Genomic DNA, 25,283 nt, shown 5'->3' on the forward strand with positions numbered 1-25,283 from the left:
GAATATGAATATCAGGCTCGCCCGCCGCGAGGACGCACAATATTTTGTCGAATTTAACCAGGCGATGGCCTTAGAGACCGAGGGCAAAACACTCGATCAAACCGTCATCGAAACCGCCGTCAAAGCCGTCTTTGACGACCCCAATAAGGGCTTCTATGTCGTTGCCGAGGATGGTGGTGTCATTGTAGGCGGCCTGATGGTCACTTATGAATGGAGTGACTGGCGCAACGCATGGTGGTGGTGGATACAGAGCGTATTCATACGACCTGAAGCACGCGGAAAGCGAGTCTATAGTCAGCTAAATGATTTCGTCAAGGAAAGAGCAATAGCGGCCGGAAATATATATGGAATTAGGCTTTACGTAGAAACTGAAAACGTCCACGCCCAACGCGTCTACGAAAAGGTCGGCATGGAACAGTCGCATTACCTCATGTACCACGAGGAGCTATGACCACTATCAGCGAAGCCGAATTCGCCCGCATCTGCGATGGAATTTATGAGGATCGCGAGAGTATAATCAGACACAATCCGATCGGTCCGCCCGACGAGATCTTGCTTTGGATGCTTCTCAGCTGCCTGATCAGTTATTTGAATCTCAGCGATGTTGAGACTCCGTGTTTCAACAACAAACCAGATGCTGACACCTATCGCAATGCGATACATTTTGTATTGAACGAGCGGAAGGAGGATACTTTTGAGGTCAACGGATATCTCCTGAGATTGACGAATTGAACTAAATGATCGTAGCGAAATTTCCACTTACACCATTCCAGCAAAACACCCGGGTCGTTGCGTGCCAAAAGACGAAGCTAGCGATATGTATCGATCCGGGCGAACGGTCTGATGAACTGGTTGCTTACATCAATACTCGCGGACTGACGCTCCAGGCGATAACGCTGACTCACGGCCATCTCGATCACATTGGCGGCACAGCAGACCTTAAAAAGAGCTTTCCCGATGCCGAAATCCTGCTGCACATAGATGACGAAGATCTCTACTACGGGCTTCCTCAACAGCCTCTGATGATGGGAATGCCTGCCTCACAGCTCGCTGCTCTAGGATTTGCCTACGACGCCCCGCCCAAACTAACCAGAAATTGGAAACATGGCGAAACGTATGACGTTGGTGAACTACGCTTCTCCGTCCGACATTGTCCCGGCCACACTCGCGGCCATGTCGTACTCGCTGAAGAAACCGAAAAGCAGGTGTTCGTTGGCGATTGCCTGTTTCAGGGCTCGATCGGCAGGACCGATTTGCCGGGCGGCGATTACGACACACTTATCAAGTCGATCACGGAACAGATAATGACGCTTGACGACGAAACAGTCGTGTATTCAGGCCATGGCCCCGAGACCACGGTCGACCGCGAACGCACATCTAATCCGTTCCTTACCGGCGTCTATCAACCCGCTCGCGGACGATATATGTAACAAATATGCAAAGAGAGGCGTGTTAAAACACGCCCCTCTTTTCTCACGTTCAATCGAATAACTATGCGACCGTTATCTCATTATCGAGATAAACGTTCTGAATAGCATTGAGCAATTCGACGCCCTCGGCCATCGGTCGCTGGAATGCTTTGCGTCCCGAGATCAAGCCGGTGCCGCCGCCGCGTTTGTTGACAACCGCGGTACGAACCGCATCAGCGAGATCGCTTTCGCCTTTAGATTCGCCGCCCGAATTGATCAGGCCGCAACGTCCCATATAACAATTCGCCACTTGATAACGCACGAGATCGATCGGGTTATCGCTTGTAAGCTCAGAATAGACCTTCTTGTGCGTTTTGCCGTAGCTGCCGCTTTGATTAAGGGCGTTATAACCACCGTTACGTTCCGGCAGTTTCTGTTTGATAATATCCGCCTGGATCGTTACGCCGAGATGGTTGGCCTGTCCCGTCAGATCAGCGGCCGTATGCATATCGCCTTCGGAGGTCTTGAACGCCGAATTACGCAGATAGCACCACAGGATCGTCGCCATGCCGAGTTCGTGTGCGTAGGCAAATGCCTCCGCGACCTCAGTGATCTGACGCGTTGATTGATCGCTCCCAAAGTAGATCGTCGCTCCGACCGCAATGGCGCCCATATTGTGTGCCTGTTCGACCGTTCCGAACATAACCTGATCGAACTGGTTTGGATACGTCATCAATTCGTTGTGGTTGATCTTAACGATAAACGGTATCTTGTGCGCATATTTACGTGCTACCGAACCAAGTACGCCGTAGGTCGACGCGACACCATTGCAGCCGCCCTCGATCGCGAGTTTGACGATGTTCTCCGGATCGAAATACATCGGGTTCGGTGCAAAGCTCGCTCCGCCCGAATGCTCGATACCCTGATCGACCGGCAGGATCGAAACATAACCGGTGCCGCCAAGTCGGCCATGATCGTGCAATGTTTGAAGTGATCTCAATACGCGAGGATTCCGATCGGACTGCGACCAAACACGGTCGACAAAATCGCCGCCCGGTACATGAATATTCTCTTTTGGAATGGTAGTGGATACGTGGTTCAAGAGCGTGTCGGCTTCATCGCCCAATAGCGCTTGAATTTTACTATGGTCAACAGACATTATTGATCTCCTAATTTAATTAAAGTTTTGTTAAAACAAACTGCTTTTTGAGAATTATACCACAAGGCCAAACCAACGCATCGAATACAAAAAAGGCCGGGCATCTCGTCCAAGCCGCTGATAGTTGCAGACGGTTTGTATGAACGTAGAGTTGAAATCCTAGATTAGTTTTGCTAAGTTTTCCAACGAAGCAGCCATTTCAACTTGAAGTATTTCCACAGTGTTGAGGTTGTGGATCAATTTTCAGAGAGAGGAGAAAAACATGAAAACAGGATCTAGGATTCTCTTCGTCATATGTCTTCTGTTGATGGCTCAAGGCATCTATTCGCAGACATTTGGTGAAGGCTACTATCGTTTGACGACCCAATGGCTCGGCAACGGAAAGTCGTTGGACGTCGTCAACGATGGAACTAATAACCAGCTGCAAATAGCCAAGACTGCTAAGGTCTCAGGGCAGGCCTGGAAGATCACACCAATTGGCGACACCGGTTATTTTCGTCTGACCACCGAATGGATGGGGAGTGGAAAATCGTTGGATGTTGTAAATGACGGTAAGAACAATAAACTCCAGCTGGCGGCCACCGATGATGTCACGGGCCAATATTGGAAGATCACTTCGCTTGGTGACGGTTTTTATCGCTTGACCACCAAGTGGCAAGGCCAAGGAAAATCCCTGGATGTTGTCAATGACGGAAAGAATAACCAAATTCAATTAGCCAAGACCGAGGACGTCACGGGGCAGTATTGGAAGATCACGGCGCTAAAGTGATCGGTCAAACGAATTGAATTGCCAGGTAACGATCACGAAATCGTACGCGGCACAAAAAGGAACGGCGCGGAGACTTTATGTTCCGCGCCGTTGCTGTATTTTGCATTAACCAGGCCTATTGCGTGACCGGATTACCGTCGGTATCCAAAATAGTGATCGGATAACCGAGTTCTTTCAGCCCCGGTTCGATCACTTTTCGGTCACCGACGATGACGATCGCCATTTTCGACGGGTCGAGGTATTTATTCGCGACGCGATTTACCTCATCTAACGTAACTGCGTTCACCATCGAAATGTAATCGTTAAAGTACGAATCGGGCAGTCCGTACACGACCAGGTTCGCGAGCTGGTTTGAGATCGCACCAACGGTTTCGAATCCGGCGGGATAACGGCGGATCAGGCTCTGTTTGTTGTAATCGAGTTCCTTCTGCGTGATCGGTATCGCTCCGCGGATGCCGTTCAGCTCTTTCATCAGTTCCCAAACAGATTCTTTTGTCACAGCGGTCTGCATGTCACCGCCGGCACGGAACGGCCCGGCTCCGCGTCGAAACTGAAAGCCGCTGTTCGCACCGTAAGTGTAGCCTTTGTCTTCGCGAAGGTTCATCGAAATTCGCGATGTGATTGCTCCTCCGAGGATCGAGTTCATCATCACGACCGGCATGTAATCAGGATTCATTCGGTCGACACCGACCTGGCCGACAGAGACGACCGATTGTGCCGAATTTGGACGATCGACGATATAGACGCCGGTCTTGTCGAGCATCCTGGCCTGCGGTAGTGCCTTTGCTCCCACCTTTCCGCTGCTTACCCAGCCGGTAAATGACCTTTCCAAACTTGCCTTTATCGCCGCCTTATCAAAATCACCGACAACGATCAAAACCCCATTGTCCGGACGAAACGTGTTCTGATAATAATTGACGACGTCATCGCGGCTTAAGGCCTTGAGGGTCGCTTCATTATTGTCGCGTCCATAAGGATGATCGCCATACAGCACCTTGTTGTAAACCGTGTTGGCGATAGCATTCGGATTCGATCTCTGCTGTCGCAGGCCAACCAGCGAACGTGCCCTTAGGCTTTCAAATTCGGCCGCAGGGAATGTCGGATTCTGTACAACATCCGAAAAGATCTCGAGAGCTTTGTCGAGGTTCTTTGTAAGTGTCTGCATCGACACGTTCGTGGAATCCCAAGTCCCGCCGGCGTTTAGATTGGCGCCGATCGACTGCAGTTGGTTTGCGATCTCGACCGCAGTACGTGTTTTAGTGCCGTCGTCTACGAGTGATGTGGTAATTGCGGCAACACCGGTCTTACCGTCAGGCTCGTTCGAAGAACCTGTCTTGAACACCAGGTTCATCGAGACCATCGGAAGTTCACGCTGCTCTACCATCCATACCTCGAGGCCGTTTGCCAATTTCGTCTTTTCGATGGCCGGCAAAGAGAGTTTCGGGTCAGGGCCCGGCTTCGGTAGCAGAGCGGCCTGTGCATCGATCTTTGCCTGGTCACGTTTCTCCGATTTAACCGAGGTCGGTTGGTTTGCCGCACTGCTCGCACGCGACCCTTCCGCCCGTTTAGGGTTGTAGGTCATCACCAAACGATTTGCCGTCAAATAGGTGTTTGCGGCCCGCTGAACATCGGCCGCTGTCACTCTCGAATAGCGGTCCACGTCTTCCTGAAAGTAATTCGGACGGCCAACGTAGCCGGCGTAATTGGTTAGCTGCGAAGCCTTGCCAAGCACGGTCTGCAGTCCAAATATGGTCTGTGATTCGATCGAGTTTTTCGAACGGTTCATCTCTTCTTCGGACGGCGGATCTTTCTTGATTCGTTCGATCTCAGCGTTTATTTCCTTTTCGATATCATCAAGCGATTTTCCGGGTCGTGCGGTCACCTGAATTTGAAATGTTCCTGCAATTTCATTTGTTCCGTTATTGGCAAATACCTGCTGCGCCAGCTCTTTCGAATAGATCAGGTTACTCTGCAAGCGCGAACCGCGTCCGGACGAGAGAATGTTGCTAAGGATGTCCAGGGCCGGCTCGTCAGGAGCATATTGCCGGACACCATGCCAGACCATATACCGACGCGGCAGCGGAGCAAGGCTGTCGTCAACGCTGACACGTATCTCCTTTTCGAGCTTAGGCTGTTCCGGGTTAGGACGTTTGATCTCGTCACCCTTGACGACTTGGCCAAAATACTTCTTGACCCATTTCTCGGTCTGCTTTTCGTCCAGGTCGCCGGAGATCACCAGGATCGTATTGCGGGCAGTGTAATACTGCCGGAAGAAGTCTTTGACGTCTTCGAGCGACGCGGCCTGTAGATCTTCCAGCGATCCGATCGTTGTCCAGTTATAGGGATGGCCTTTCGGGAACATGATCTCGCCGATCTTTTCGAACGACGCTCCGTATGCCTGATTATCGACACGCTGGCGGCGCTCATTTTTCACGACGTCTCGCTGATTGTCCAGTTTCTCCTGCGTCATTGCCGGCAGGAGATTGGCGAGTCGGTCAGCTTCCATAAAGAGTGCAAGCTCAAGAAAGTTCTTAGGCACCGTCTCGAAATACCAGGTTCGATCCTGGTTCGTGGTTCCATTGATCGAACCGCCTGCCTCTTGCAGAGGTGTAAAGTAGTCTGAATCATAGTTTTTCGAGCCTTGGAACATCATATGCTCGAACAAATGTGCAAAACCGGTACGGCCTACTACCTCGTTCTTGGACCCGACGTGATACCAGGTTCCAACCGTAACAACAGGCGTTGAACGGTCAACGTGCGTGATCACACGCATGCCGTTCTTCAACTTGTATTCTTTGACATTGACCGGCGGTAATTTAACCTGCGCAAACGTGCTGCTTGATGCTGCGATCGCAAGGATCAGAAATAGGAAAGAAAAACGTTTGATTCGCATCGGAAACTCCTCTGATTTGGATTATTGATATGTGCAGAAATAGGCCATCGGACTCTCACATTTTGCGAGACGCTCAACAACCGCATCTAGGCTTGATTTTATTACGCGTGACCGCGAAATTAGGTTTCAGTCTTGGCGACCTTGGCGAGAGCTGCGATCTTCTTTCGATCTGAAACGACCACACCGCCGGGCTTCTCGACCGTGATAGCAAACATCGCCGGATTCTTTGCCTTCAGCTTTGCATCGATCGGAATGATCACATCGCCGTCTGCGTCCACATCAAATGTGCCGCCGTCGATAGGGGTCTTGTCGCCCTGGTTTTCCTCGAACACCCAAAGCTGATAGGTCGACAAGTTCTTGTCGTTCTTAGGCAAATTGCGGAGCTTCATGTAGCCGGCCTGTCTTTCATCGCTCCAGACGACATCACCGCCTACATTCTTAAGATCGGCAGGTGCCGTCGGCAAGGCACCAAAGTTCGCCTTTATCGCCGTCGGCATACTGGCGATCTCTTCATAGAGCTTTGCGGGACTTGGCTTTTCGGGTGTTACGGTCGGCGTCGGTCCTTTGACGATCTCGGTTGGCCCTTGGAATCTGGTTGTGTAGACATTGAATGCCAAAGCAATGCACGCCGCTCCCGCTATCGCCCAACCGAGCCACGAGCTCAACGAACTACGTTTTGGTTCAAATCCGAATGTCGGCTGCATGTCGTCCGCTTCGGCCGTTTCAACTGCGCGCTCTGTTGATCCTGCGGCCGACTCGGCCGATGCAAAATAGCTGTCTGCAGATGCGAGGATATTCGCATTTAGATGTGCGGGCATCGGCTCGATCTCGAGATCGGCGAGGCCGATCGCTGCTGCGGCAATGTCAAACGAATCGTCGGTGCGGAAATTCAGGTTGGCCGACAATTCTTCGAGCTGTTGTTGTTCCGACGCATCGAGGCCATATGTCGCCTGTTTGGTCAGGAGGTCAAACAATATTTCGTGTATTTCTTCGTTCATACTGTGACCTCCTTTAAGTTTCCTGCGTTTCCTAACCCCAACACTTCTCTGACCTGCGTCAAACCGCGACGCGCATGCGTTTTCACTGTCCCCAACGGCATCCCTGTTGCATCTGATATTTCTTGGTGCGACATTCCTTGTACTATAGAGAGCCGCAACACTTGTTGCTGCTCGGGCCGGAGGGTTCTCATCGCTTTGGCCGCTTCGTTGGCCTCCACGCTCAACTGCATCGTCTGATCGGATCGCGTAAACGGTTCGAGCAGAACATCATCCAGAGAGTCGGCAGATATACGCCGCGTTGAATGGCGGATCCTGTCTATTACTCGCCGACGGGCGATCATCGCAATAAACGTCGTCTCCGATGCCTGAGTTTCGTCAAAACGCCCGGCATTTTTCCAGACATCGACAAATATCTCCTGCACTGCGTCCTCGGCATCGTCCGAATTACGCAGCAATTTGCGCGCGATCGACCAAACTAGACCGCTGTAGGTGCTTAGGCACTCTTGGACAGCGGACTTATCGCCGGCAGCTATGCGTTGTAAAATGGTCTGGCTCACAATCAATCAGTTTCGATATATCTAAGCTAACCGATTTCACTCGCGATTGCCAAATCACCAGCGACCGTCAATTGAGTATTCGATTATTTGCAGAGGTTAGATTCAACTAGAGAAAGGGGCGAATTCGGCATTCATTTCAGGGCGGCTTCACATTCAGCGATCTCGGCATCGACGGCCGACATTTTTGATGCAGCGAAGTTCTCGGAGATGCGTTGCGGGTCCGCTTCATTTTGCAGCAAAGTGCGAATATCCTGCAGCCATTTGAGTGATTCGCGGATATTCTTCTCCCTAGTCTCGTGGGTTCCGTGTTTCGCGGCATTACGGTGTGCCTTTGCGATCTCGTGCATATAGCCGACGACATTCTCCTTAAATCGCGGCATCGCATTCGGCGAATCGGCAAACGCCATCGACGCCGGCAAGATGGCCTGATAGACGTCAGCAACTGACTGCCAGTCATTGGTCTTTTGAAACAATTCGGCCTGGCGAGTGCCATTGTTCGCGAGATAGGCTTCCTCGATCGTCACTTCCGGGTCGGCATCGACGATCTGTCGTAAAAGATCGAAGGCTAGACGGTATTTCTCAATAGCGTCTGGATCTCTGCCGACCTTTACGAGTTGACGGGCCGTATATTCATATGCATTTACAAGGTCGCGTTTTAGCTCGTTATTTGCAGGTTCACGAAGAGAGAGTTCGGTGAACATCTCGATCGATCGCTGATATGACCCAATGGCCGCGGCGTCTTGATTAGAAAAAGCATACGCTTCGCCCCGCATCAGATACTGGTCAGCTCGATTCCGAAGAGCCTTTGCATTCGACGGATCGAGGGCGAGGATTTCGTTGTGGATGGCGGTTGTGCGGTCGTAATAGGCGAGTGTTTGTTTGAGAGAAGCGGCCCCTGATCCCGGCAGCGTTTCGTTCTCCATCTGGCCCTTCCGCTGATAGGTGTACCCGATGCGCTGAAATGATTTTGCGAGCCCGAAGTTTGCCTTGACGTCGCCCGGATTTTCGATCTTTAGCTGCTCGTAGATTTGTAGGGCTTTCTGTTGGGCATCAAATCGCGCGTTCCATGAGCTGTTTTGGTCAAAGGTCGGATCGTCCTGTTTAACATTCGCCAGCACCGCGAATCCATCGGCGAGATTAAGATACGAATCTGCCGTGAGCGACCGGATCAATACGTCGCCCGGCTCATTGGCCAATAAGTTCTCCCTCAGTTCCAACGCCTGTTGGTGATGTTCTATCGCAAGCTCCGGCCGAGCTTTCCGCAGCTCAATATTACCGATGCCTTGGATAGCGAGACTCAGCGACTTGTCGATATCGGCGTTCCCTTTTCCTGAATTTCGAAGATCTTCGAGAGTTGATCGGGCCTTTTCATAACTCTTTTTTGCCGCCTCGGAATCACCCAAATTCGCCGCAAACGGCTGCCCTTGAATATCGCCCATCTGGACATATGCCGCTGCGATCTCTGTCTGAAGTGAACCATCGCCGCCCGATTCTGCCGAAAGCAAATCGAGTTGGCCGATGGCATCCTCGATCAGTTTTTTCCTGATCTCCATCGTGCCGGAAAGTTTTGCAAGTTCGGCTTGACGCTCAAGTGTAGTAGTGGCGAGCGCCCTAGTATCACTCATCCGACGCTCGGCTTTTGCTTTCTCGCTCTGTTTTGCTGCAGCCTGCCAGGACAGAGCACCCGTACCGAGCAAAATGACCAGAGCCAGCGATCCTAATGCATAGGACAACGCTCGATTGCGTTTGAGTAATTTCGCTGCTCTATACGCGATCGATGCCGGACGCGCCGCTATCGGCAAGCCTTCGCGATGTCGCCGGATGTCCTTCGCAAACTCAGCCGCCGATGAGTACCGGTCCTCAGGCTCTTTTTCGAGGGCTTTGAGAACGATATTGTCCAGATCGCCTTTTAGCTCAGACGCGAATGTGCGTTCAAAAACACTACGTTGCTCATCTGCAGTTTCACGATTCAAGCCAAGACGCGTTCGCCCGCTGAGCGAAACCGCACTCGGCCTCAGGGGCTGTGAATCGCAAATCAGCCGTTCGACCTCACGCGGATTGTCGGTTGCAGGTTTGAACGGAGTTTCGCCCGTCAATAATTCGTAGAGCAGGACGCCGAGGCCGTAAATATCGGTCGCGGTCGTGATCGATTCGCCACGCAATTGCTCTGGAGAGGCGTATTCGGGCGTGAATATCTGAAATTGCGTTGCCGTCTCGCCTGCCGTCGCAAGCAGTTTAGCAATACCAAAATCCAGCAGCTTCGGCGTTCCGTTTTCTGTAACGAGAATATTCGAGGGCTTAAGATCTCGATGGACAACGCCATTTTTATGGGCAAATTCTACTGCGTTACAGACCTTGATGAACAGATCAAGACGCGAGTCGATCGACAGCTCATTTGTCTCGCAAAACTCGTCGATCCGCACGCCATCGACGTATTCCATCACCAAAAACGGCAAGTTTTCGTCCGTTACGCCGCCGTCGACGAGGTGCGCGATGAATGGATGTTCGAGATCCGCAAGTATCTGCCGCTCCATCACAAAGCGTTTCAGGATGGCGTCGGTGTCCATTCCGCGTTTGACGATCTTGAGCGCGACCTTCAGTTCAAACGCGCCGTCGTCGCGCTCGGCCAGATACACGGCGCCCATACCGCCGTGTCCGATCTCTCGCTTTATGCTGTATGAATCGATACGCCTGCCGATCATCGAGCATTCGTCGGTTCGGATCAGTACCTCAGCGGCAACACCAAACGCCGATTCTTCGATAAAGTCGTCAGACCGATCGTGAAAATTCAACAAAGACTCGACCTCGGAACGGAGAGTCGTGTTGCCGATGGTCGCTTTTTTGAGAAATTCGTTCCGCGCAGAAGTGTCCATCGCCGCTGCGGTTTGAAAGATTTCTTTGACCTTTTGCCAATCTTCCGACATAAACTATTTGCTCGACAGATCACGCAGCAGCCACGCCTTGGCCATGCTCCATTCGCGTTTTACGGTCGCGAGCGAAACGCCCGTCACCTCGGCGGCCTCTTCGTTGGTCATTCCGCCAAAGAATTTCAACTCTACGATCCTCGCTTGATCAGCATCGATCAGAGCAAGACGCGACAACGCATCATCCAACTCCAGAACATCAAGTTCCTGCTTCTCAAAAAAGTTCGACGCCGCATCGAGCCCGACCTTGGTCACATCACCGCCGCGTTTTTCAGCCGTACGCGTCTCGGCATGGTTTATCAATATCCGCCGCATCATCTGTGCGGCGATGCCAAAGAACTGTGCCCGGTTTTGCCAATCGACGGTACGTTGGTCGATCAGCCGCATATATGCCTCGTGAACAAGCGCCGTCGGCTGTAGCGTATGTCCGGCCCGCTCGCGGTTGAGGTAATTGCGCGCCAGACGTTTCAGTTCCTCATAGACGACCGGAAACAACTCATCGAGACCGTCGCGCTTCCCGCGGCTGTATCCGATCAAGAGGTTTGTCGCCTCGGTCTGTGAGGTTTCGCCTTCACTCATCTTGGTTCACGTTTAGCGACATTCTAACGTGAACCGCGAAGAAAACTAAAGCGTCCTATTGATCTGCCGTAAAATCGACATCGACCGCATCGTCCAAAAGACTGATCAGCCGCGACGGAGTCTGAAATGTATATCGCTTACTGGCGACCGTGACGACGTACGTTTCACCAACGGTCAGGCCGTCAAGCCGGTAATAGCCAAGCGAGCTTGTTGTGACCTGTCGAGGTGCCGAGAGGTTTCCGCCCGATATCGTAACAACCGCTTTCGCCATGCCGTTTCCGCTTGCGGTGACTAGCCGCCCGCTGATCGAGGCATTCGCCGCTGTGGGCCCGAGATTGGCGCTCATCGTCCAATCGGAATAGCTCGTGACGCCGCTGACCGAGCCTGAATTATTCACTGCATCGACTGTTACCTGCGGCGGACTATGAGGATAAAAGGTGGATGTACCGCCGCTAACCTTCAATATCTGGTACAGGCTTTCCATACCGTTTACGTCGCCGTCGAGGTAATGAAACGTTAGATTCGACGTGATTCCTGAGCCCTGCAGAGTCCAAAAACGCGAGATTGCACTCGTCGCACTCGCGTTCGGATGAATGCCCTGCTTTGCTTCCACCGTCATTTGGCCGTTTCCAGCCGTGGCGTTTACATCGACCGGCGAATATCCGCTTGCAGTGCCTACCGGAAACGTGAAGCTCGATGGCCCGGCGAATATCTTACTCATTTTTCCGTTTACCTGCCCGTCCGTCCGATCGACCGCTCCGTTCGCTCCGATGACGAGCAGGCCGCCATTAGCACCACCAAGGCGTCGCAGCGAACTTCCGGTCGTATCGACATCGCCGCCATCGAGTTTTAAGACGCCGTCAACCGTAATCGTTTGCCCGTCACCGACGATCACGTTCTGGCCGTCACCGACGACGAGATTTGCGACGTTTACGCTCATCGAACCGAGATCAGGCGAATTTACCACGCCCGTTTCCGGGATCTCCACAAGGCCATCGGCCGTCGGAACCTGTCCGCCCTGCCAATTCGCCGGGTCGTTCCAATTGCCGTCCACCGCACCCGACCAAATGAATACAGCCGCCGTCTGCAGCGTCAGGTCATCGTCATTGTAATCGAGCCGCAGCGACTTGCCGTTAATGTTCGGCACCGAAACCTGCGAGAACGCTCCCTGCCTCGCCATTCCGGTCAATTGCCCGTCGAATATCTTGAATTCGTCGCCCACCGTCGGCTCAAAACCGCCGGTGAAATTGACGTTTAGCCTGCCGCCGAAATTCATCGACGCTGGAGCCATCAGTTTGTCAAAATCGGCGGCACCGCCGATGTCCATGTTCACCACGCCGGTTGTCTGATTGGTAAAATTGACCGCATTCACACCGGCTCCGCTGACGTTGAAAACGCCCGTCGGCCCACCAATATTCATCGTTCCGGCGTTAACGAAATTGAACTCAAACCCTGATTGATTATTGATGATTCCGGCCGTCTGATGATCGAACGTTCCGCCCGCCAGATTTGTAAATGTTGAACTGCCGGACGAACCGAAGTGCCAATCCATACCGTTTTCCAACGCGAATGTTCCCCCGTTCGAAAGCGAACCGTCGAGCGTGACATTGCTGACAATTCCGGCCGAACGTATCTTGGTCCGCAGACCGGTGCCGAGCACGACATTGCCTTTGATCGTGCCGCCTGTCCACAGAAAACCACCGCTATTGCTCGATAGGAATGTCAGCCCGTTACCGTCGAGCGTAACGCCGTTGCTTTCGCCGCCGAGTTCAAGCACGAAATTATCAGGATCACCGCTGCCCTCGAGCGTTACCGTTCCAACAGCGTCGCTTGTTCCGCCGCCGCCGTTGAGCGACAAACGGCCTCCGCCGCTCTTGATCCGCGAGTTGTTTTTGAACTCGAACTCAACACTGCCGCCCTCGATCACCCCCGAATTTATCTCGATCGTTCCGAAGTTGTTAAAGTCGTGGCCAAAAACGTCGAGATTCGTTGAACCATTACCGCCGCTCTTTTTGAAAATGCCCGATGCATTGTTGTTGAACGTCATGATACTGCTGTCGCCGTGCCGGAACAGCGTTCCGTCCGATTGCAAAAACACAGTCCCGTTATTGTGAAAGATCAGCCCCGTATTATTGCCGCCGTCACCGACCCCGATGTTCGTGTTTTCCTGCCCTGTCCACTGCACGGTGCCATTATTGGTTACGACAGTATTCCCAAAACTGCCGCTAAAGGTCGCCTGGTCGCTTGCATCGATCAGCATCGCCGCGTCGGCCTGGATAATGAATATCGTCGGTGTTGGGCTCATATTGGCATTGCCGATCAGTCCGCCACGCCAGTCAAACGTGCCGCCCGGCAACGTCGATGTCGGCGACAAAGCCGTCATATCTCCCGCCACATTGCCGCTCAGCATCTGCAGCGTGCCGCGGAAACTGCCCGACATCGTGCCGCCGTTGTTACGAAAAACTCCGCCGCTCTCCAGATCCGCACCGAGAAACGTGAACATCTCGTTCTGCTGGATCTCGATCTCGGTATTTGCGGCCGTCCTAAATTTGCCGCTGCTGAGGCCGTTGTGGATCAGCATCTTGCCGGTTTGAATGTCCACAAGCCCACTGTTATCAAATCGCGACAGGAACGGATAGGTCATAAAATCGGTCACGCCCGAAGTGTTACTCTTGCGGACCGTTCCGTCCGAAAAGTTGTTAAATACACTGCCAACGCCCGGAACCGACCCCTGCGACTGAAGAATATCGTCACTCAAAATATTGAATGTTCCGTGGTTGTTAAACACCGAACTTCCGATATAAAGCGTGTTGCCGCGCCAGTTAACGGTTCCGTTGTTATTGATCGTATCGATGCCGTTATTAGCGGTCTCGAGACTAACGCTCGGGTTCGAGGTGTTGGTAGTGACTTCAATATCGGTTTTGCCGTAAAGATTGATCGTCCCGTCAAAATCGGTAAAGCTGCCGACCAAAAACGTTCCCGTACCTTCGGTATTGATCGAACCTGCCGGAGTTCCCTCGAGCGTCACACCGCCGTAGCCGTTCCCGTCGAGCCCGCCAATTCCGGTCTCAAGCGTTGCACCGTTTGCGATCGTTACTTGTCCGGAAACTTTCTTAGTCGTCAACCCGCCGTTCAGCAGCGTGACTCCACCACCCTCGAACCGTGTCCCGTTCTTAAACTGGGCCGAGCCCAAGATCAGCAGCCGACCGGCATTCGTAGATATCGTTCCCTCGTTGTTGAGCTTCGCATTCGAAAAACTGCTGAACTGTTGAAAAACCGTGTTCGGAGCATAATTGGCTACTACCGGCTTTGTGATCACAGCTCCCGCTTTGTTATTAAAGACGCAGGTAGTCCCACCGTTCAGAAAAAGCTGGAAGTCGATCGTCGATTCGAGCCGAAGAGTCCCGAAATTATCGATCCGGCAAACGCTGTTCAGCGCGGTTGAGTCCAGAGAAATGTACTCTCCGGTCCACACTATCGTGCCCTCATTCGTCAGCACGCCCCCGTGCAAGGCCTTGCGATCGCTGCCTTGCAGATGCAGCTCCGAACCGTTCGGGATGGTCAGATCTGCGTTATAGATCAAAGCGTTCTGATTCGCCGCACCCGCACCGTGCCAGTCCATCCGCTCAGTTACGGTTAGCTCCCCGCCATAAACCTCGCCTGCTCTATAAGTAAATCGCTTCACAGTCCGCGGCCCCGCTAAATGCACCGCCGTCGAAGTTTCGATCGTCGCGTAATCAACACACCGCGGAAACCGCCCGTTGGTCGGCTGGTTATTCACGGTCCAGTTATTCGGATTCGCCCACGAAGCATCAAAATTCGGCCCCGTTCCTGCGCCAATGCCCGTCCAAACGTAGTCAATGGTCGGCGGAGTTGCGAGAAAATTCTGGCCGGGAACGTTTGCGGCGATGCTGGGAATATTCCTGTTCGCCGGATCAAAGCTCCAGCCTGCGAGCAAAGGCGTGATCGTATAAGTACCGCCGCGAGGAACAGGAAGCGAGAAATTCCCGGCTCCGTCGGTCGCGACGGTCGAGCCGGACGGGTTAGCCGTAATAGCGACGCCGCTAACCGTGTCACCGCAAATGTCCCTAATTGTCCCGATGATCAACGGCGGACTGATACCGACAAAATCCTGCGTTTGATCGCCTGGAAAGTTGTTGAACGTCTGACTTGGCGGGACAAATTCCCAATAGCCGAAGGTCGGTGTTACCGTGTACGTCCCCGTCTCGTGCAAGTTTGGAAATTCGTAACGACCCATAGGATTCGTCTGAACAGTGCCCGACTGTGTTCCGCTCAAAGTGACCGTCACGCCCACGACTGGCTGGTTCGTGCCCTGTTCGCGAATAGTTCCGACCAGTTTGTGCCGCAGGCTTCGCCCCGTAAAATCGGGCACCGTTGTATTACCCGAGAGATTCATGATCAAGTGGTTGAGCGGTGTAAATTGGTGATCGCCCGATAGAGGTGACACTGTGTAGTTGCTGCCCTCGATCACATCATCGAATTGATAAATTCCGTTCGCATTTGTAACAGCCGTCTGCTCGCCGCCATTCAGGTCAACAGTTATGCCGCTGAGATTTGCTCCGCTCTGGTCTTTGATACGGCCCGAGATCTGCACCTCCCCGTTGGTCAGAAATGGGTCCGGGATCGAATAGTTGCCCGATAAGACGGGCAGCGTTAAGGTAGTGGGCGAAAATGTCGTTCCGGCCCTGCTCGGTGTTAGCGAAAACGTGCTACTGCCGGGAACGATGATCGTAAAGTTGCCGCCCGCATTCGTCGTCGTCGTTGTTCCGAGCTCATTGAGCGTGATCGTGACGCTGGGCTCAGGCTGCCCAGCCCGGTTTTGCACGTGTCCCGACACTGCGTATGCCGGTCGCAAGCTAAAGTTGGCATTCGAGATATCGAAGAAAATGTTACCAGCGGCCTCGATCTTGATCCTTGCGGCGGCATAAAATGTTGACTGGTTTCCGATATATACCGTCTCACTTCCATCGTTCGGCGTGTTCGTGAGGATCGTCGAAAAGTTCACGCCGCCGTCAACCGAGAGGAGTATGTTTACATGCGTTGCGCTGATCGGAGGAGCGTCGGTTCCGCTCACTCGCCACTGAATGATATGGTCTGCACCACTGTTCCATACTTCACCTCCGTCAGGGACCAAAACTTTGAACGAAGGGCCGGTATTCGTAATGTAGACCGAAGTCGTATCGAGCGCGACGCCACCCGCACCGTCACGGGCAGTCACCGTAAAATCCATTGTCTGATCGACGAACGGCATTACTTCGCCTGTGCGGAATATGCTCCCGTTGCTGGATGTATAGTTGTCCGGCGGGGAGTTGTCGTTGTTTAGGACGTAATTGATACTCGGAAAGGTTCTGGTGGGTGACGTGCTTGGCAGTCCGGCCGGAGCTCGAAACAGCGGACGATTGCCGTTGTCACCATACGGCGGATTTGAATCGCCGAGATTCGATTGCTGCCACGAATAGGTCAGCGGTTGTCCGTCCGGATCGCTGCCCGTTGCGGTTAGAGCAAATGGCGTGTACGCCGGAACGTTATAGCCCGTACCGGCGTCTACAAATGGCAATTGATTCACCGCGCCTATTTCCTGCCCGCAATTGCAATCTCCGGTCGTCGTCGTTAGCAGTATCTGCTCAACGCTTTTTGCGTGAAAATAGGAGTCCGAATTTTGCTGCAGATCAGCGTCACCGCAAATTCCGGCGTATGCCATGATCGTCGTCCCGCCGCCTATCTCGTACGAGGCAATATCACTTCGCCCGCCGGCAACACAAGACCCAGAGTTTATGGCGTTCCAGGTATGATTACCGCCAAATTGATGCCCGAACTCATGAGCCACATAGTCAACATCAAACGGATCGCCGACTGGCGAGGCCGTGAATGTCATTCCATTGGCCTTTCTGCCCGCAATAAAGATGTTTCCACTATTACAAACCTGTCCGATATCGCCTCGCCCGCCACTGCCATTTGTGCCCATTACATGCCCAATGTCGTAATTTCCGCTGCCGACCTGGCCGTCAATAATTCCTTGATTCGCCGCATAGGCTTCGTTACCCGTCATTGGCGTTCCGTCTGATTTGACATAAGGGTCGTTGGCAGCACTTGTCGGTATGATGGTCGCGCTAATTAGGAGACGGATAGCCAGATCACGTTCGTACATGACGTTATTTCGGCTAATGGTCGTCGCGATCGCATTCGCCGCCGTAGTGCCGCGATTGAAATGAAACGAGACATAGCCCCAAGTAACACCCATCGCGAGCCGATACGTGCGCAGCCTGTTAGGCCGGACCGGCGGCTGCGGGATCGCCTCCGAAATGTCACCACCTGTTATCTTGCGGTTCTCGCCGCCAACGCTGCAAAAAAAGCTGTCCTTGTCCGACCGAAAGTAATCGCGCTTGTTATACACGACTAACGTGTCGCGATCTGAGTTGATCGCGGGATCGATGAACAGGTTGCCCAATTGGGTCGCCTGCATCGCTCTAAAACCTTCCGACGTCATTTCAAAATGCGTCGTCGCCGTCGGATCATCAATACCAAATCCTTTATAGGTCTTGATATCAGGATATTGGAGCGCTAGTTCGGGCGTAAAAACAGAGGATTCGAATACCCGATATTGCGAAAATCGGCCGTCCGGCAGCGGTAACGAAACAACCAGTCCGCCTCGTTCGACAGCCGTCTCAGATTCGATCGGTGCCCTCATCAGAAAGGCCCTGAACGAGGCGGCGTCCAGTTTCAGTACGCGATAGGTTCCGGGAACGAGGTGCTGGCGCATTTCCCACTTGTCGATCGTTTCCCCTTCGAACGAGGTATTTGATCCTGCCGTTTTGTCGATCCAAAATCTTTCAGAATCGTGCTTGGCTTGCCCACTGCTCACCACCGTTACACATAGGAAAAGGCTGACAACAAGAATGATCTTGAAGTATGTCGAACTGGCGGTAGTGAAATATAGCGGGCGGCGTCGAAATACATGCGAATACATTCTGGCTTTTCCTCGTTTTGAATTGAAATTTGGTTTCTATTCAATAACGCAGAAAAGCTAGATGAAAAGGCTCAGATTCTTTAGGTTTATTTTGATCGCTTAAAAAGCGAGACGATAAAGATGACGAGGAGCGTCGTCGTGATGAGAGCTGAAAGCAGGCAGAATTGGCAGAATGCGCCGATGATAGCGGCTTGGACGTAGATGAGCCAGGCGGAGACGCCGGCCATGATAACGACCTGTGCGCCGAAGAATTTCCACATCATCCGGTTGCCGAAGATCGTGAGCAGAGCGAGCGAGAATGCTGTGAAATATGCGAGAAGGCCGAATATCGCCAGCGGCACGCCGCCGATCGTTGCCCATTGGCTGTTGAGGACCTGTTCGCAGCCTTCGAATACGCTGCACGGGACAGGCTCGGCTGTGTAATGATGGATCGTGAGATATGCCGCGTCGGCGATGCCGGCAAGCGAAACTATCGCCGCCAGGATCGCCGCCCACGGTTTCGAACTGCTTTCTATCGAGTCTTCGTTCGTCACTTGCTCGGAGTGGCCGGCGTCGCCGGGTTTGCCGCTGCAGGAGCCGCCGCCTTTGCCAATTCGGCGTCGATGATGACCTTGAGCGAATCGACCTTGACGTCGTTATACGGAACCATCACGCCGTTGATATACAGCGTCGGCGTCGAATTCACGTTCAAAGCCCGTCCGCGGGCCATGTCCGCATCGACACGGCCTTTGGCGGCAATGCCGGCAAGGTCTGTCGTAAATTTATTCACGTCGAGCCCGATCTGTTTGGCATAATCGTTCCAGATCTGCCTGAAATTAGGATCGCTGGTCCATTTCTGCTGATTTTGGAAGAGCTGCGCTAGCATCTCCCAATATTTGCCCTGCATCCCGGCGGCTTCGAGTGCGACGGCGGCGTCATACGACTTGTCATGCTGCGGGATCGCCAGCGGAAAATTGCGATATATGAACTTGATACGGCTGCCGTACATCGACTTGATCTCGTTCATGATCGGAAAGGTCGCGGCACACGAACCGCACTGAAAATCGGCAAATTCCTCGATCGTAACAGTCGCGGTCGGCGAACCGGCATATTGCGGCGGCATCGCTCCCGGAGGTGCGTTGGTCGGAATAGCCGAGGTTTTTGCCGCATTCGAATTTCCCGGCTTGTTCGCTGCCGTATTGGTATTCTTCGATCCGCCGCCGAACGCTCCGACGCCGTACAATACGGCACCGACCACCACGACCGCCAACAGCCCGATTATGATAAACGGAGCGTTGCTCTTCTTTTTCTGTACCTGTTTGCTCATCTTTTATGCTACTTTCAGCCGGCTTTTCGAGCCCCGGCCGCTTTTCAGATCTTCCAATGACGCAAGAACGCGTTTTTCGATGCCGTCGGCGTCAAGGCCGTAATCGGCGAGCAGTTTCTTCGGGTCGCCGTGCGTAACGATCTCGTCCGGCACGCCCATTCGCACCACCTTTACTTCGTCCTGCAGGCCGTTCTCCTCGAGTAGTTCCAACACTGCCGAACCAAAACCGCCAGCGAGATACGCCTCTTCGACCGTCACGATCAACTGCGTCTTGCGCGCCGTTGCGAGAATGGTCTCGGCATCAAGCGGTTTGACGAACCGAGCGTTGATAACGGTTGCCTGCACGCCGGCTTTCGCCAAATTTTCCGCAGCCTCGACCGCCGGATATAGCATCGATCCGTACGCGATCACCGCCGCATCTTTGCCCTCGCGAAGTATCTCGGCCTTGCCGACCTCGATCAGCTTCGGCGGAGCACTGATATCGACGCCGAAACCGTTGCCCCGCGGATATCTGATCGCCGCCGCATGTGGATATTCGATCGCCGTCAGGATCATGTCGCGAAGTTCGGCCTCGTCCTTGGGCGCCATCAGAGCGATGTTCGGATAGCCGCGGAAATACGCGATATCGAGCAGACCGTGGTGCGTCGGCCCGTCGGCACCGACGATGCCGGCACGGTCCATCGCAAACGTCACGTTCAGGTCCTGAAGACAAACGTCGTGTATCACCTGATCGAAGCCACGCTGCAAAAATGTCGAATATATCGCCGCCACCGGCTTCATGCCTTCGCAGGCCATGCCGGCACAAAATGTCACTGCGTGCTGCTCGGCGATACCGACGTCGAACGCCCGCTCGGGAAATTTCTCGAGCACCTTATCAACACCAGTTCCGTCCGGCATCGCGGCCGTTAGGGCGACGATCTTGTCGTCGTTGGCCATCAGCTCGCACATCGTGTCGCCAAAAACTGCGGTGTACGACGGTGCAGCTGCCTTGCCCGATTTGTACGGCAAACCTGTCTTCGGGTCGAACGGCCCGGTCGCATGATACGCGTAGTAATTTTTCTCGGGATTGGGAAATCCCTTGCCCTTGGTCGTCAGCGCGTGAACGATAACCGGGCCGTCGTCGACCTTCTTTGCCTCTTCTAACGCCCGCACGAGCATCGGCACGTTGTGGCCGTCGACGTAGCCGATATATTTGAACCCGAGCTCGTTGACCAACGCTCCCGGCAGAACGGCCGCCGCGATCGCGTCTTTGAACGATTTCGCCGCCGCACGCAGTTTGCCGCCGATTCCGGGCACGCTCTCGAGGGCATCGCCGATCTCTTCTTTGATGTGCTGATAGCTCTGAGCTTCTTTGATGCGATTGAGATAACGCGACAGCGCACCGACCGCCGGAGCGATCGACATCTCGTTGTCGTTGAGCACGACGATCATTCGCGATTTCAGATGCCCGGCCTGATTGATCGCCTCCATCGCCATGCCGCCCGCGAGTGACGAATCGCCTATCAGCGCGCAGACGTGAAAGTCCTTGCCCTGCTTGTCCCTCGCCACGGCCATCCCCAACGCTGCCGACAGCGACGTCGAGGCGTGCCCCGCACCGAACGTGTCGTATTCCGATTCGTCACGCCGCAGAAATCCCGACAAACCGCCCGGCTGCTTGATCGTATGCAGCTGGTCGCGGCGTCCGGTCAATATCTTATGCGCGTATGCCTGATGCCCGACGTCCCACACCAGACGGTCGTCCGGCGTATCAAAAACATAATGCATCGCCACCGCCAGTTCGACCGCGCCAAGGCTTGCACCCGTATGCCCGCCGATCAGCGAACACGTGTCGATGATGAACTGACGCACCTCATCCGCGACCTCCTGCAGATCCTCGACCTTAAGCTGCCGCAGATCGGCCGGCGAATTTATTTCGTTCAGAAATCTCATGTACTAAAAAACCGCACTCGAACATTCAAATTTCGCATTTTATGCCCTAAATGTGCAAGTTGGCAGTGGTTGGTAGTTGGTAGCGGTAGTCGGTAGTCGGTAGTCGAAATAATAATGAACCGTTGACTAACATCGATCCCCTCCTCGCCCCTCATCCCTCATACCTCATCACTCACCCCCTCAACACTCATCCCTCGCCACTCGTCACTCATCACTCGTCACTTCCCCAGCCCCTTTACATTTCTTTGCACATCTCGACGTAAATAGTTTCAACTAAACGCTTTCGAAGCGCGTCTTAGTACCGAAAGCGTAAATGCTAGACAAGATCATAAGGAGTAAAACAATGTCATTAAAAAATAAATTCTTTTCAGGTATCACACTCGGAGCCGCAGTTTTCGCATTCTCAGCGATCGGCATGGCTCAGGAAGTAACGACCACCACGACCACGCCGGACAAGGTCGAGAAAGTAAAAGGCGACCATCGCGGCCACGGCAAACGCGGCATGGGACGCGGCGAATTTGGCGGCAAATTCGGACGCGGCGGCAAGGGCATGATGGGACATCGCGGTATGGGAATGTTCCGCTTCGTCGAACTGACCGAAGCACAAAAGGTGCAGCTCAAGGCCATCCACGAAGCCAACAAGCCGAGCCAGGAGTTTCGCGACGAGATGATGACGCTTCGCACCGCAAAACGTGCCGGCACCATCACCGCTGACCAGCAGGCCCGCATCGACACGCTCAAAGCTCAGGCCAAGGAAAAGCACGCATCTGTCAAAGCACAGATCCAGGCCATCCTGACCCCCGAGCAGAAAGCCCAGATCGAGACCAAAAAAGCTGAAATGAAGCTCAAAATGGAAGAACGCCGCAAACAGCGTATGGAACGCAAAGCCGCTACCCCGGCAGCCACAACCACCACCGACAAACCCAAGAACTAGTCGGTATTCTTGTCAGAACCGCGAGCGGTAGCGACCGGGTTCCGTAAACACCAAAGGCGTGAAGCAAAAGCTCCACGCCTTTTCTTCTGATTCCTGATCTCAGAATCTTAATTCCGCATTCTATATTCGATATTCTGAATTCCGCATTCGATATTCCGCATTCCGCATTCCGCCTTGCTCTCCTCGTCCCTCGTCCCTTCCCCAAACGCTACTAATTGTCTGTTGATCCCACGCATACAATAAGTATAGTTTTGATCTCATTGCACAAGCCCGCACGTTAATAAGGGCGTAACACTCAACGCGAGATCATATGCCCGACGAACAACTCCTAAAAGCCTTCGGCCACCGCATCCGCCACCTCCGCACCGCCAAAGGCATCTCCCAGTATTTACGACGAGGTCTTGTGAAAGGATCTAAAATAATTGAAAAGCAGAAATATTCTTAGTACCTGACGAACCGGAATTTAGAAACAGCGCTGCTTCCTTTCCAACATCTGCCACGTTAGGAAATACAGTGGAATTTCTATTAAAGAAGTTAAAGAACTCTGCAAGCGATAAACAAATTCCATTTCTTGACGGATGACCCCAATAGTTGCCAGCAGACATTGTTTTAACGCGCATCACATCTAGATTTTCGGCTTTGTAACCCTGCGGACCCTTTTTCTGAGTTGGAACAGTTGCAAACGCATACCCGAAAATCCCCAGATTTTGCAGTGAAAAGCCGTTGCGCCCTATAGAAAAGCCATTTGGAATTAACGCCCCTTTACGAGCCTGATTGTAAAGCATATTCCAAAGCATCGGTATCTGAGCATTATCATTCCAATTCGTTTTGCATTGGAAATTGACGACACCCGTTTTATCAAATGTTTCTTCGACAATGTCGCTTGCCTTGAGAAGTAAATTTTTTCTAGTATCGGCGACCGTGGATTCTGCAAGTGCTTTAGAACTAATCAATATCACGTCAGGTTCACTTCTAAGGACTGAATTTTCAAAGCAAACGCTCAACGCATCCTTGATTGGTTTTGGACACAATGGCCCTCCGCGCACACAAACAGCGTGGGTTCCAACCAAACAAAGATTTAGATACCAGACAACAAGAGCCTCCCACGTAGAACCAGCACTTGAGAGACTTCCTTGGGAACGGTCGTCACTTCCCGCAAGTTTGAAAGCTCCTGACAAACAATCCCCAAGTCTAATTAAATCAGACTTTTTAGTCGCTCCAGCTAGTTTGTTAAGAAAGAACTCTTGGCGTAGATTCCAATGAGTCCCGAAACCCTTAAGTCGAAAAAGGTCAGATACCGCCTCGGTGCGTAATTGTTCAATGAGTGATGTCATTTCAGTCCTTAGTATCTTCAACACCGGAATCAATTTCGCGCAGAATTTTGCCAAATGTTGACCTATTTTTCTGCCAACATTACCGGAACAGCATTACCAATCTGTGTATAGCGGAACATCTCGATCCCATTTGTCGAGACTTGGATCGCCAGCCCGCCGACGGCCGCCAGTTGTGCGGGGGCCTTTGAATTCGTACCAGTCGGGGAAAGTCTGGATTCTTGCCCATTCGCGTACCGTAGGAGATCGAGGTTGGCTGTAATGAACGAAGTCCTCGGGCAAGGATGTAACTGTTAGATTGGGGCCGTTTGCATCCCAACTCCGAGGAAAAACCCTCTGGGCAAATTTCTTAGTTTGAAATTCTTCAGGAATTTCGCCTCCGTTTCGAAGCATGTGAATAAACTTGTCGCTTACGTGCTTTGAATGGCGGGAATATTCCTGTTCTGTCAATCTTGAACCCTTATTCGCGACGATTCCGCCCGGTCCGGTCCGCAGCTTCCTTTGGATTTCGGTTACCGGTTCGTTGACATATTCCGTAGTCGCATCCCGTGTGAGGTAGCGTGGATCCTCCAAATCCGATAGTAATTCCACGAGCGTCGGTGGCGTACCCGACGGAGCTGGCAGAAATCCATCCTCGACTGCTCCCGGACGAGGATGTGAGTCTCGGCCAGCCGCATACAACAGATGATCCGGAATAACGTCCGCACGGATTCCAACCATTATTACTCTTGGACGATTTTGCGGAACGCCATAGTCTTTGGCGTGAACAAGTTCCCATCGAATGCGATAGTCCTCTAGCGATTCGAATTCGGCCAATACCGCCCGGAATATCTCACCGCTTTCTCCGGCAGGTGTCCACCGTGCGTTGAGAAGGCCTCGAACATTCTCAAACAGAAATGCCTTGGGACGGACGGCTCGGATTACTCGAACCATCTCTTGGAACAAGTGGTTCGATGGAATGTCTTTCTTATCGAGCTTAAATGTTCTTCGATGCCCAATCCCGGAATACCCTTGACACGGCGGCCCACCACAAACAAGATCAATATCTTCGATCCCCTTGTATCGCCAAAATGTCTTTAAAAGTTGGAGATCTACGTCCGTTAAATTGTAGACATCGCCTACGGGCACTAAATCCAAAGCCGTCCGATTTGCAATATACGTTTCGGCAGCGTGTTGGCTAATTTCGCTGAAGAGTAATGGCGTAAAGCCGCTGGCTTCAAGTCCAAGTGAAAGACCGCCACAGCCCGCAAATAAGTCAATTAAGGAAAATGAACTACCGACCGATTCCTTTGATACCGATCTGGATACGATCGGATTAGCCTCGCCGTTAACAAAACGAGAAATGGGAATATCAATAGCCTTTTTCAAAACTCGCCGCTTTGTTGATTTCTTTTTGAGTTCAAGCTGATATTCCTTCAAGTCCTCTTCGACGAGTGACTTCACTTCGTCCAGACTTACATCAGAAACGCCTAAATGTTCTTCGAATGTACTCATCTCAGGTTTTCGT

16 protein-coding genes and 1 pseudogene are annotated in these 25,283 nt (G+C 52.7%); 5 read left to right on the forward strand and 12 right to left on the reverse strand.

The features are described 5' to 3' along the window. Positions 1-4 precede the first annotated feature (4 nt). Genes IPK01_03945 through IPK01_03955 form a run of 3 tightly spaced genes read left to right on the forward strand, consistent with a single transcriptional unit; the run spans position 5 to position 1,430 of the window. Positions 5-451, forward strand: a complete 447-nt coding sequence (locus tag IPK01_03945; GenBank protein ID MBK7932645.1) for a GNAT family N-acetyltransferase — start codon at positions 5-7, stop codon at positions 449-451. Continuing rightward, entirely contained in the window at positions 448-732 is a 285-nt protein-coding gene (locus IPK01_03950) for a hypothetical protein (protein MBK7932646.1), read from the forward strand. The genes IPK01_03945 and IPK01_03950 overlap by 4 nt, the downstream gene beginning before the upstream one ends. Before the next feature lie 5 nt (positions 733-737). Then, positions 738-1,430 (forward strand): MBL fold metallo-hydrolase, encoded by a 693-nt coding sequence (locus tag IPK01_03955; GenBank protein ID MBK7932647.1) that lies wholly within the window; start codon positions 738-740, stop codon positions 1,428-1,430. Between the two features lie 61 nt (positions 1,431-1,491). Here IPK01_03955 and IPK01_03960 read toward each other — a convergent pair whose 3' ends face one another. Continuing rightward, positions 1,492-2,568 (reverse strand): class I fructose-bisphosphate aldolase, encoded by a 1,077-nt coding sequence (locus IPK01_03960; GenBank protein ID MBK7932648.1) that lies wholly within the window; start codon positions 2,566-2,568, stop codon positions 1,492-1,494. 262 nt (positions 2,569-2,830) lie between these two features. On the opposite strand from IPK01_03960, the gene IPK01_03965 reads away from it, so the two are divergent. Beyond that, positions 2,831-3,337 carry an RICIN domain-containing protein gene (locus IPK01_03965; GenBank protein MBK7932649.1) on the forward strand — a complete coding sequence of 169 codons (507 nt, stop codon included), beginning with the start codon at positions 2,831-2,833 and terminating at the stop codon, positions 3,335-3,337. A gap of 115 nt (positions 3,338-3,452) precedes the next feature. Here the strand turns inward: IPK01_03965 and IPK01_03970 are convergent, their stop codons facing one another. The 9 genes from IPK01_03970 to IPK01_04010 form a co-directional block, all read right to left on the reverse strand. Continuing rightward, a complete protein-coding gene (locus IPK01_03970) occupies positions 3,453-6,230 on the reverse strand; it encodes an insulinase family protein (GenBank protein MBK7932650.1) in 2,778 nt (925 codons plus the stop codon). Positions 6,231-6,349: 119 nt separating this feature from the next. Beyond that, positions 6,350-7,228: an anti-sigma factor gene (locus IPK01_03975; GenBank protein MBK7932651.1), complete on the reverse strand. Its 879-nt coding sequence runs from the start codon at positions 7,226-7,228 to the stop codon at positions 6,350-6,352. Further along, positions 7,225-7,785 (reverse strand): sigma-70 family RNA polymerase sigma factor, encoded by a 561-nt coding sequence (locus IPK01_03980; protein MBK7932652.1) that lies wholly within the window; start codon positions 7,783-7,785, stop codon positions 7,225-7,227. Before IPK01_03980 ends, IPK01_03975 begins: the two co-directional genes overlap by 4 nt. A 131-nt stretch (positions 7,786-7,916) precedes the next feature. After that, complete coding sequence (locus IPK01_03985; protein MBK7932653.1) at positions 7,917-10,709, reverse strand: protein kinase; 2,793 nt, start codon at positions 10,707-10,709, stop codon at positions 7,917-7,919. A gap of 3 nt (positions 10,710-10,712) precedes the next feature. Beyond that, entirely contained in the window at positions 10,713-11,288 is a 576-nt protein-coding gene (locus IPK01_03990; protein MBK7932654.1) for a sigma-70 family RNA polymerase sigma factor, read from the reverse strand. Between the two features lie 55 nt (positions 11,289-11,343). Then, entirely contained in the window at positions 11,344-18,276 is a 6,933-nt protein-coding gene (locus IPK01_03995; protein ID MBK7932655.1) for a carboxypeptidase regulatory-like domain-containing protein, read from the reverse strand. Between the two features lie 86 nt (positions 18,277-18,362). Further along, on the reverse strand, positions 18,363-18,809 hold the full coding sequence (locus IPK01_04000; GenBank protein ID MBK7932656.1) for a vitamin K epoxide reductase family protein: 447 nt from the start codon (positions 18,807-18,809) through the stop codon (positions 18,363-18,365). Next, a complete protein-coding gene (locus IPK01_04005; protein ID MBK7932657.1) occupies positions 18,806-19,582 on the reverse strand; it encodes a thioredoxin domain-containing protein in 777 nt (258 codons plus the stop codon). The genes IPK01_04000 and IPK01_04005 overlap by 4 nt, the downstream gene beginning before the upstream one ends. Before the next feature lie 3 nt (positions 19,583-19,585). Continuing rightward, on the reverse strand, positions 19,586-21,511 hold the full coding sequence (locus tag IPK01_04010; GenBank protein ID MBK7932658.1) for a 1-deoxy-D-xylulose-5-phosphate synthase: 1,926 nt from the start codon (positions 21,509-21,511) through the stop codon (positions 19,586-19,588). 343 nt (positions 21,512-21,854) lie between these two features. Here IPK01_04010 and IPK01_04015 point away from each other — a divergent pair, with 343 nt between their 5' ends. Next, the gene (locus tag IPK01_04015) at positions 21,855-22,445 is read left to right on the forward strand and encodes a Spy/CpxP family protein refolding chaperone (protein MBK7932659.1); all 591 of its coding nucleotides are present in this window, start codon (positions 21,855-21,857) and stop codon (positions 22,443-22,445) included. Positions 22,446-22,858: 413 nt separating this feature from the next. Here the strand turns inward: IPK01_04015 and IPK01_04020 are convergent, their stop codons facing one another. After that, positions 22,859-23,779, reverse strand: coding sequence for a hypothetical protein (locus IPK01_04020; GenBank protein MBK7932660.1), 921 nt, complete (start codon positions 23,777-23,779; stop codon positions 22,859-22,861). A 62-nt stretch (positions 23,780-23,841) separates the two neighbouring features. Further along, positions 23,842-25,270, reverse strand: a pseudogene (gene dcm, locus IPK01_04025) (DNA (cytosine-5-)-methyltransferase). Between the last annotated feature and the right edge of the window lie 13 nt (positions 25,271-25,283).

It is taken from the genome of Acidobacteriota bacterium (assembly GCA_016713675.1).
Lineage (GTDB): Bacteria > Acidobacteriota > Blastocatellia > Pyrinomonadales > Pyrinomonadaceae > OLB17.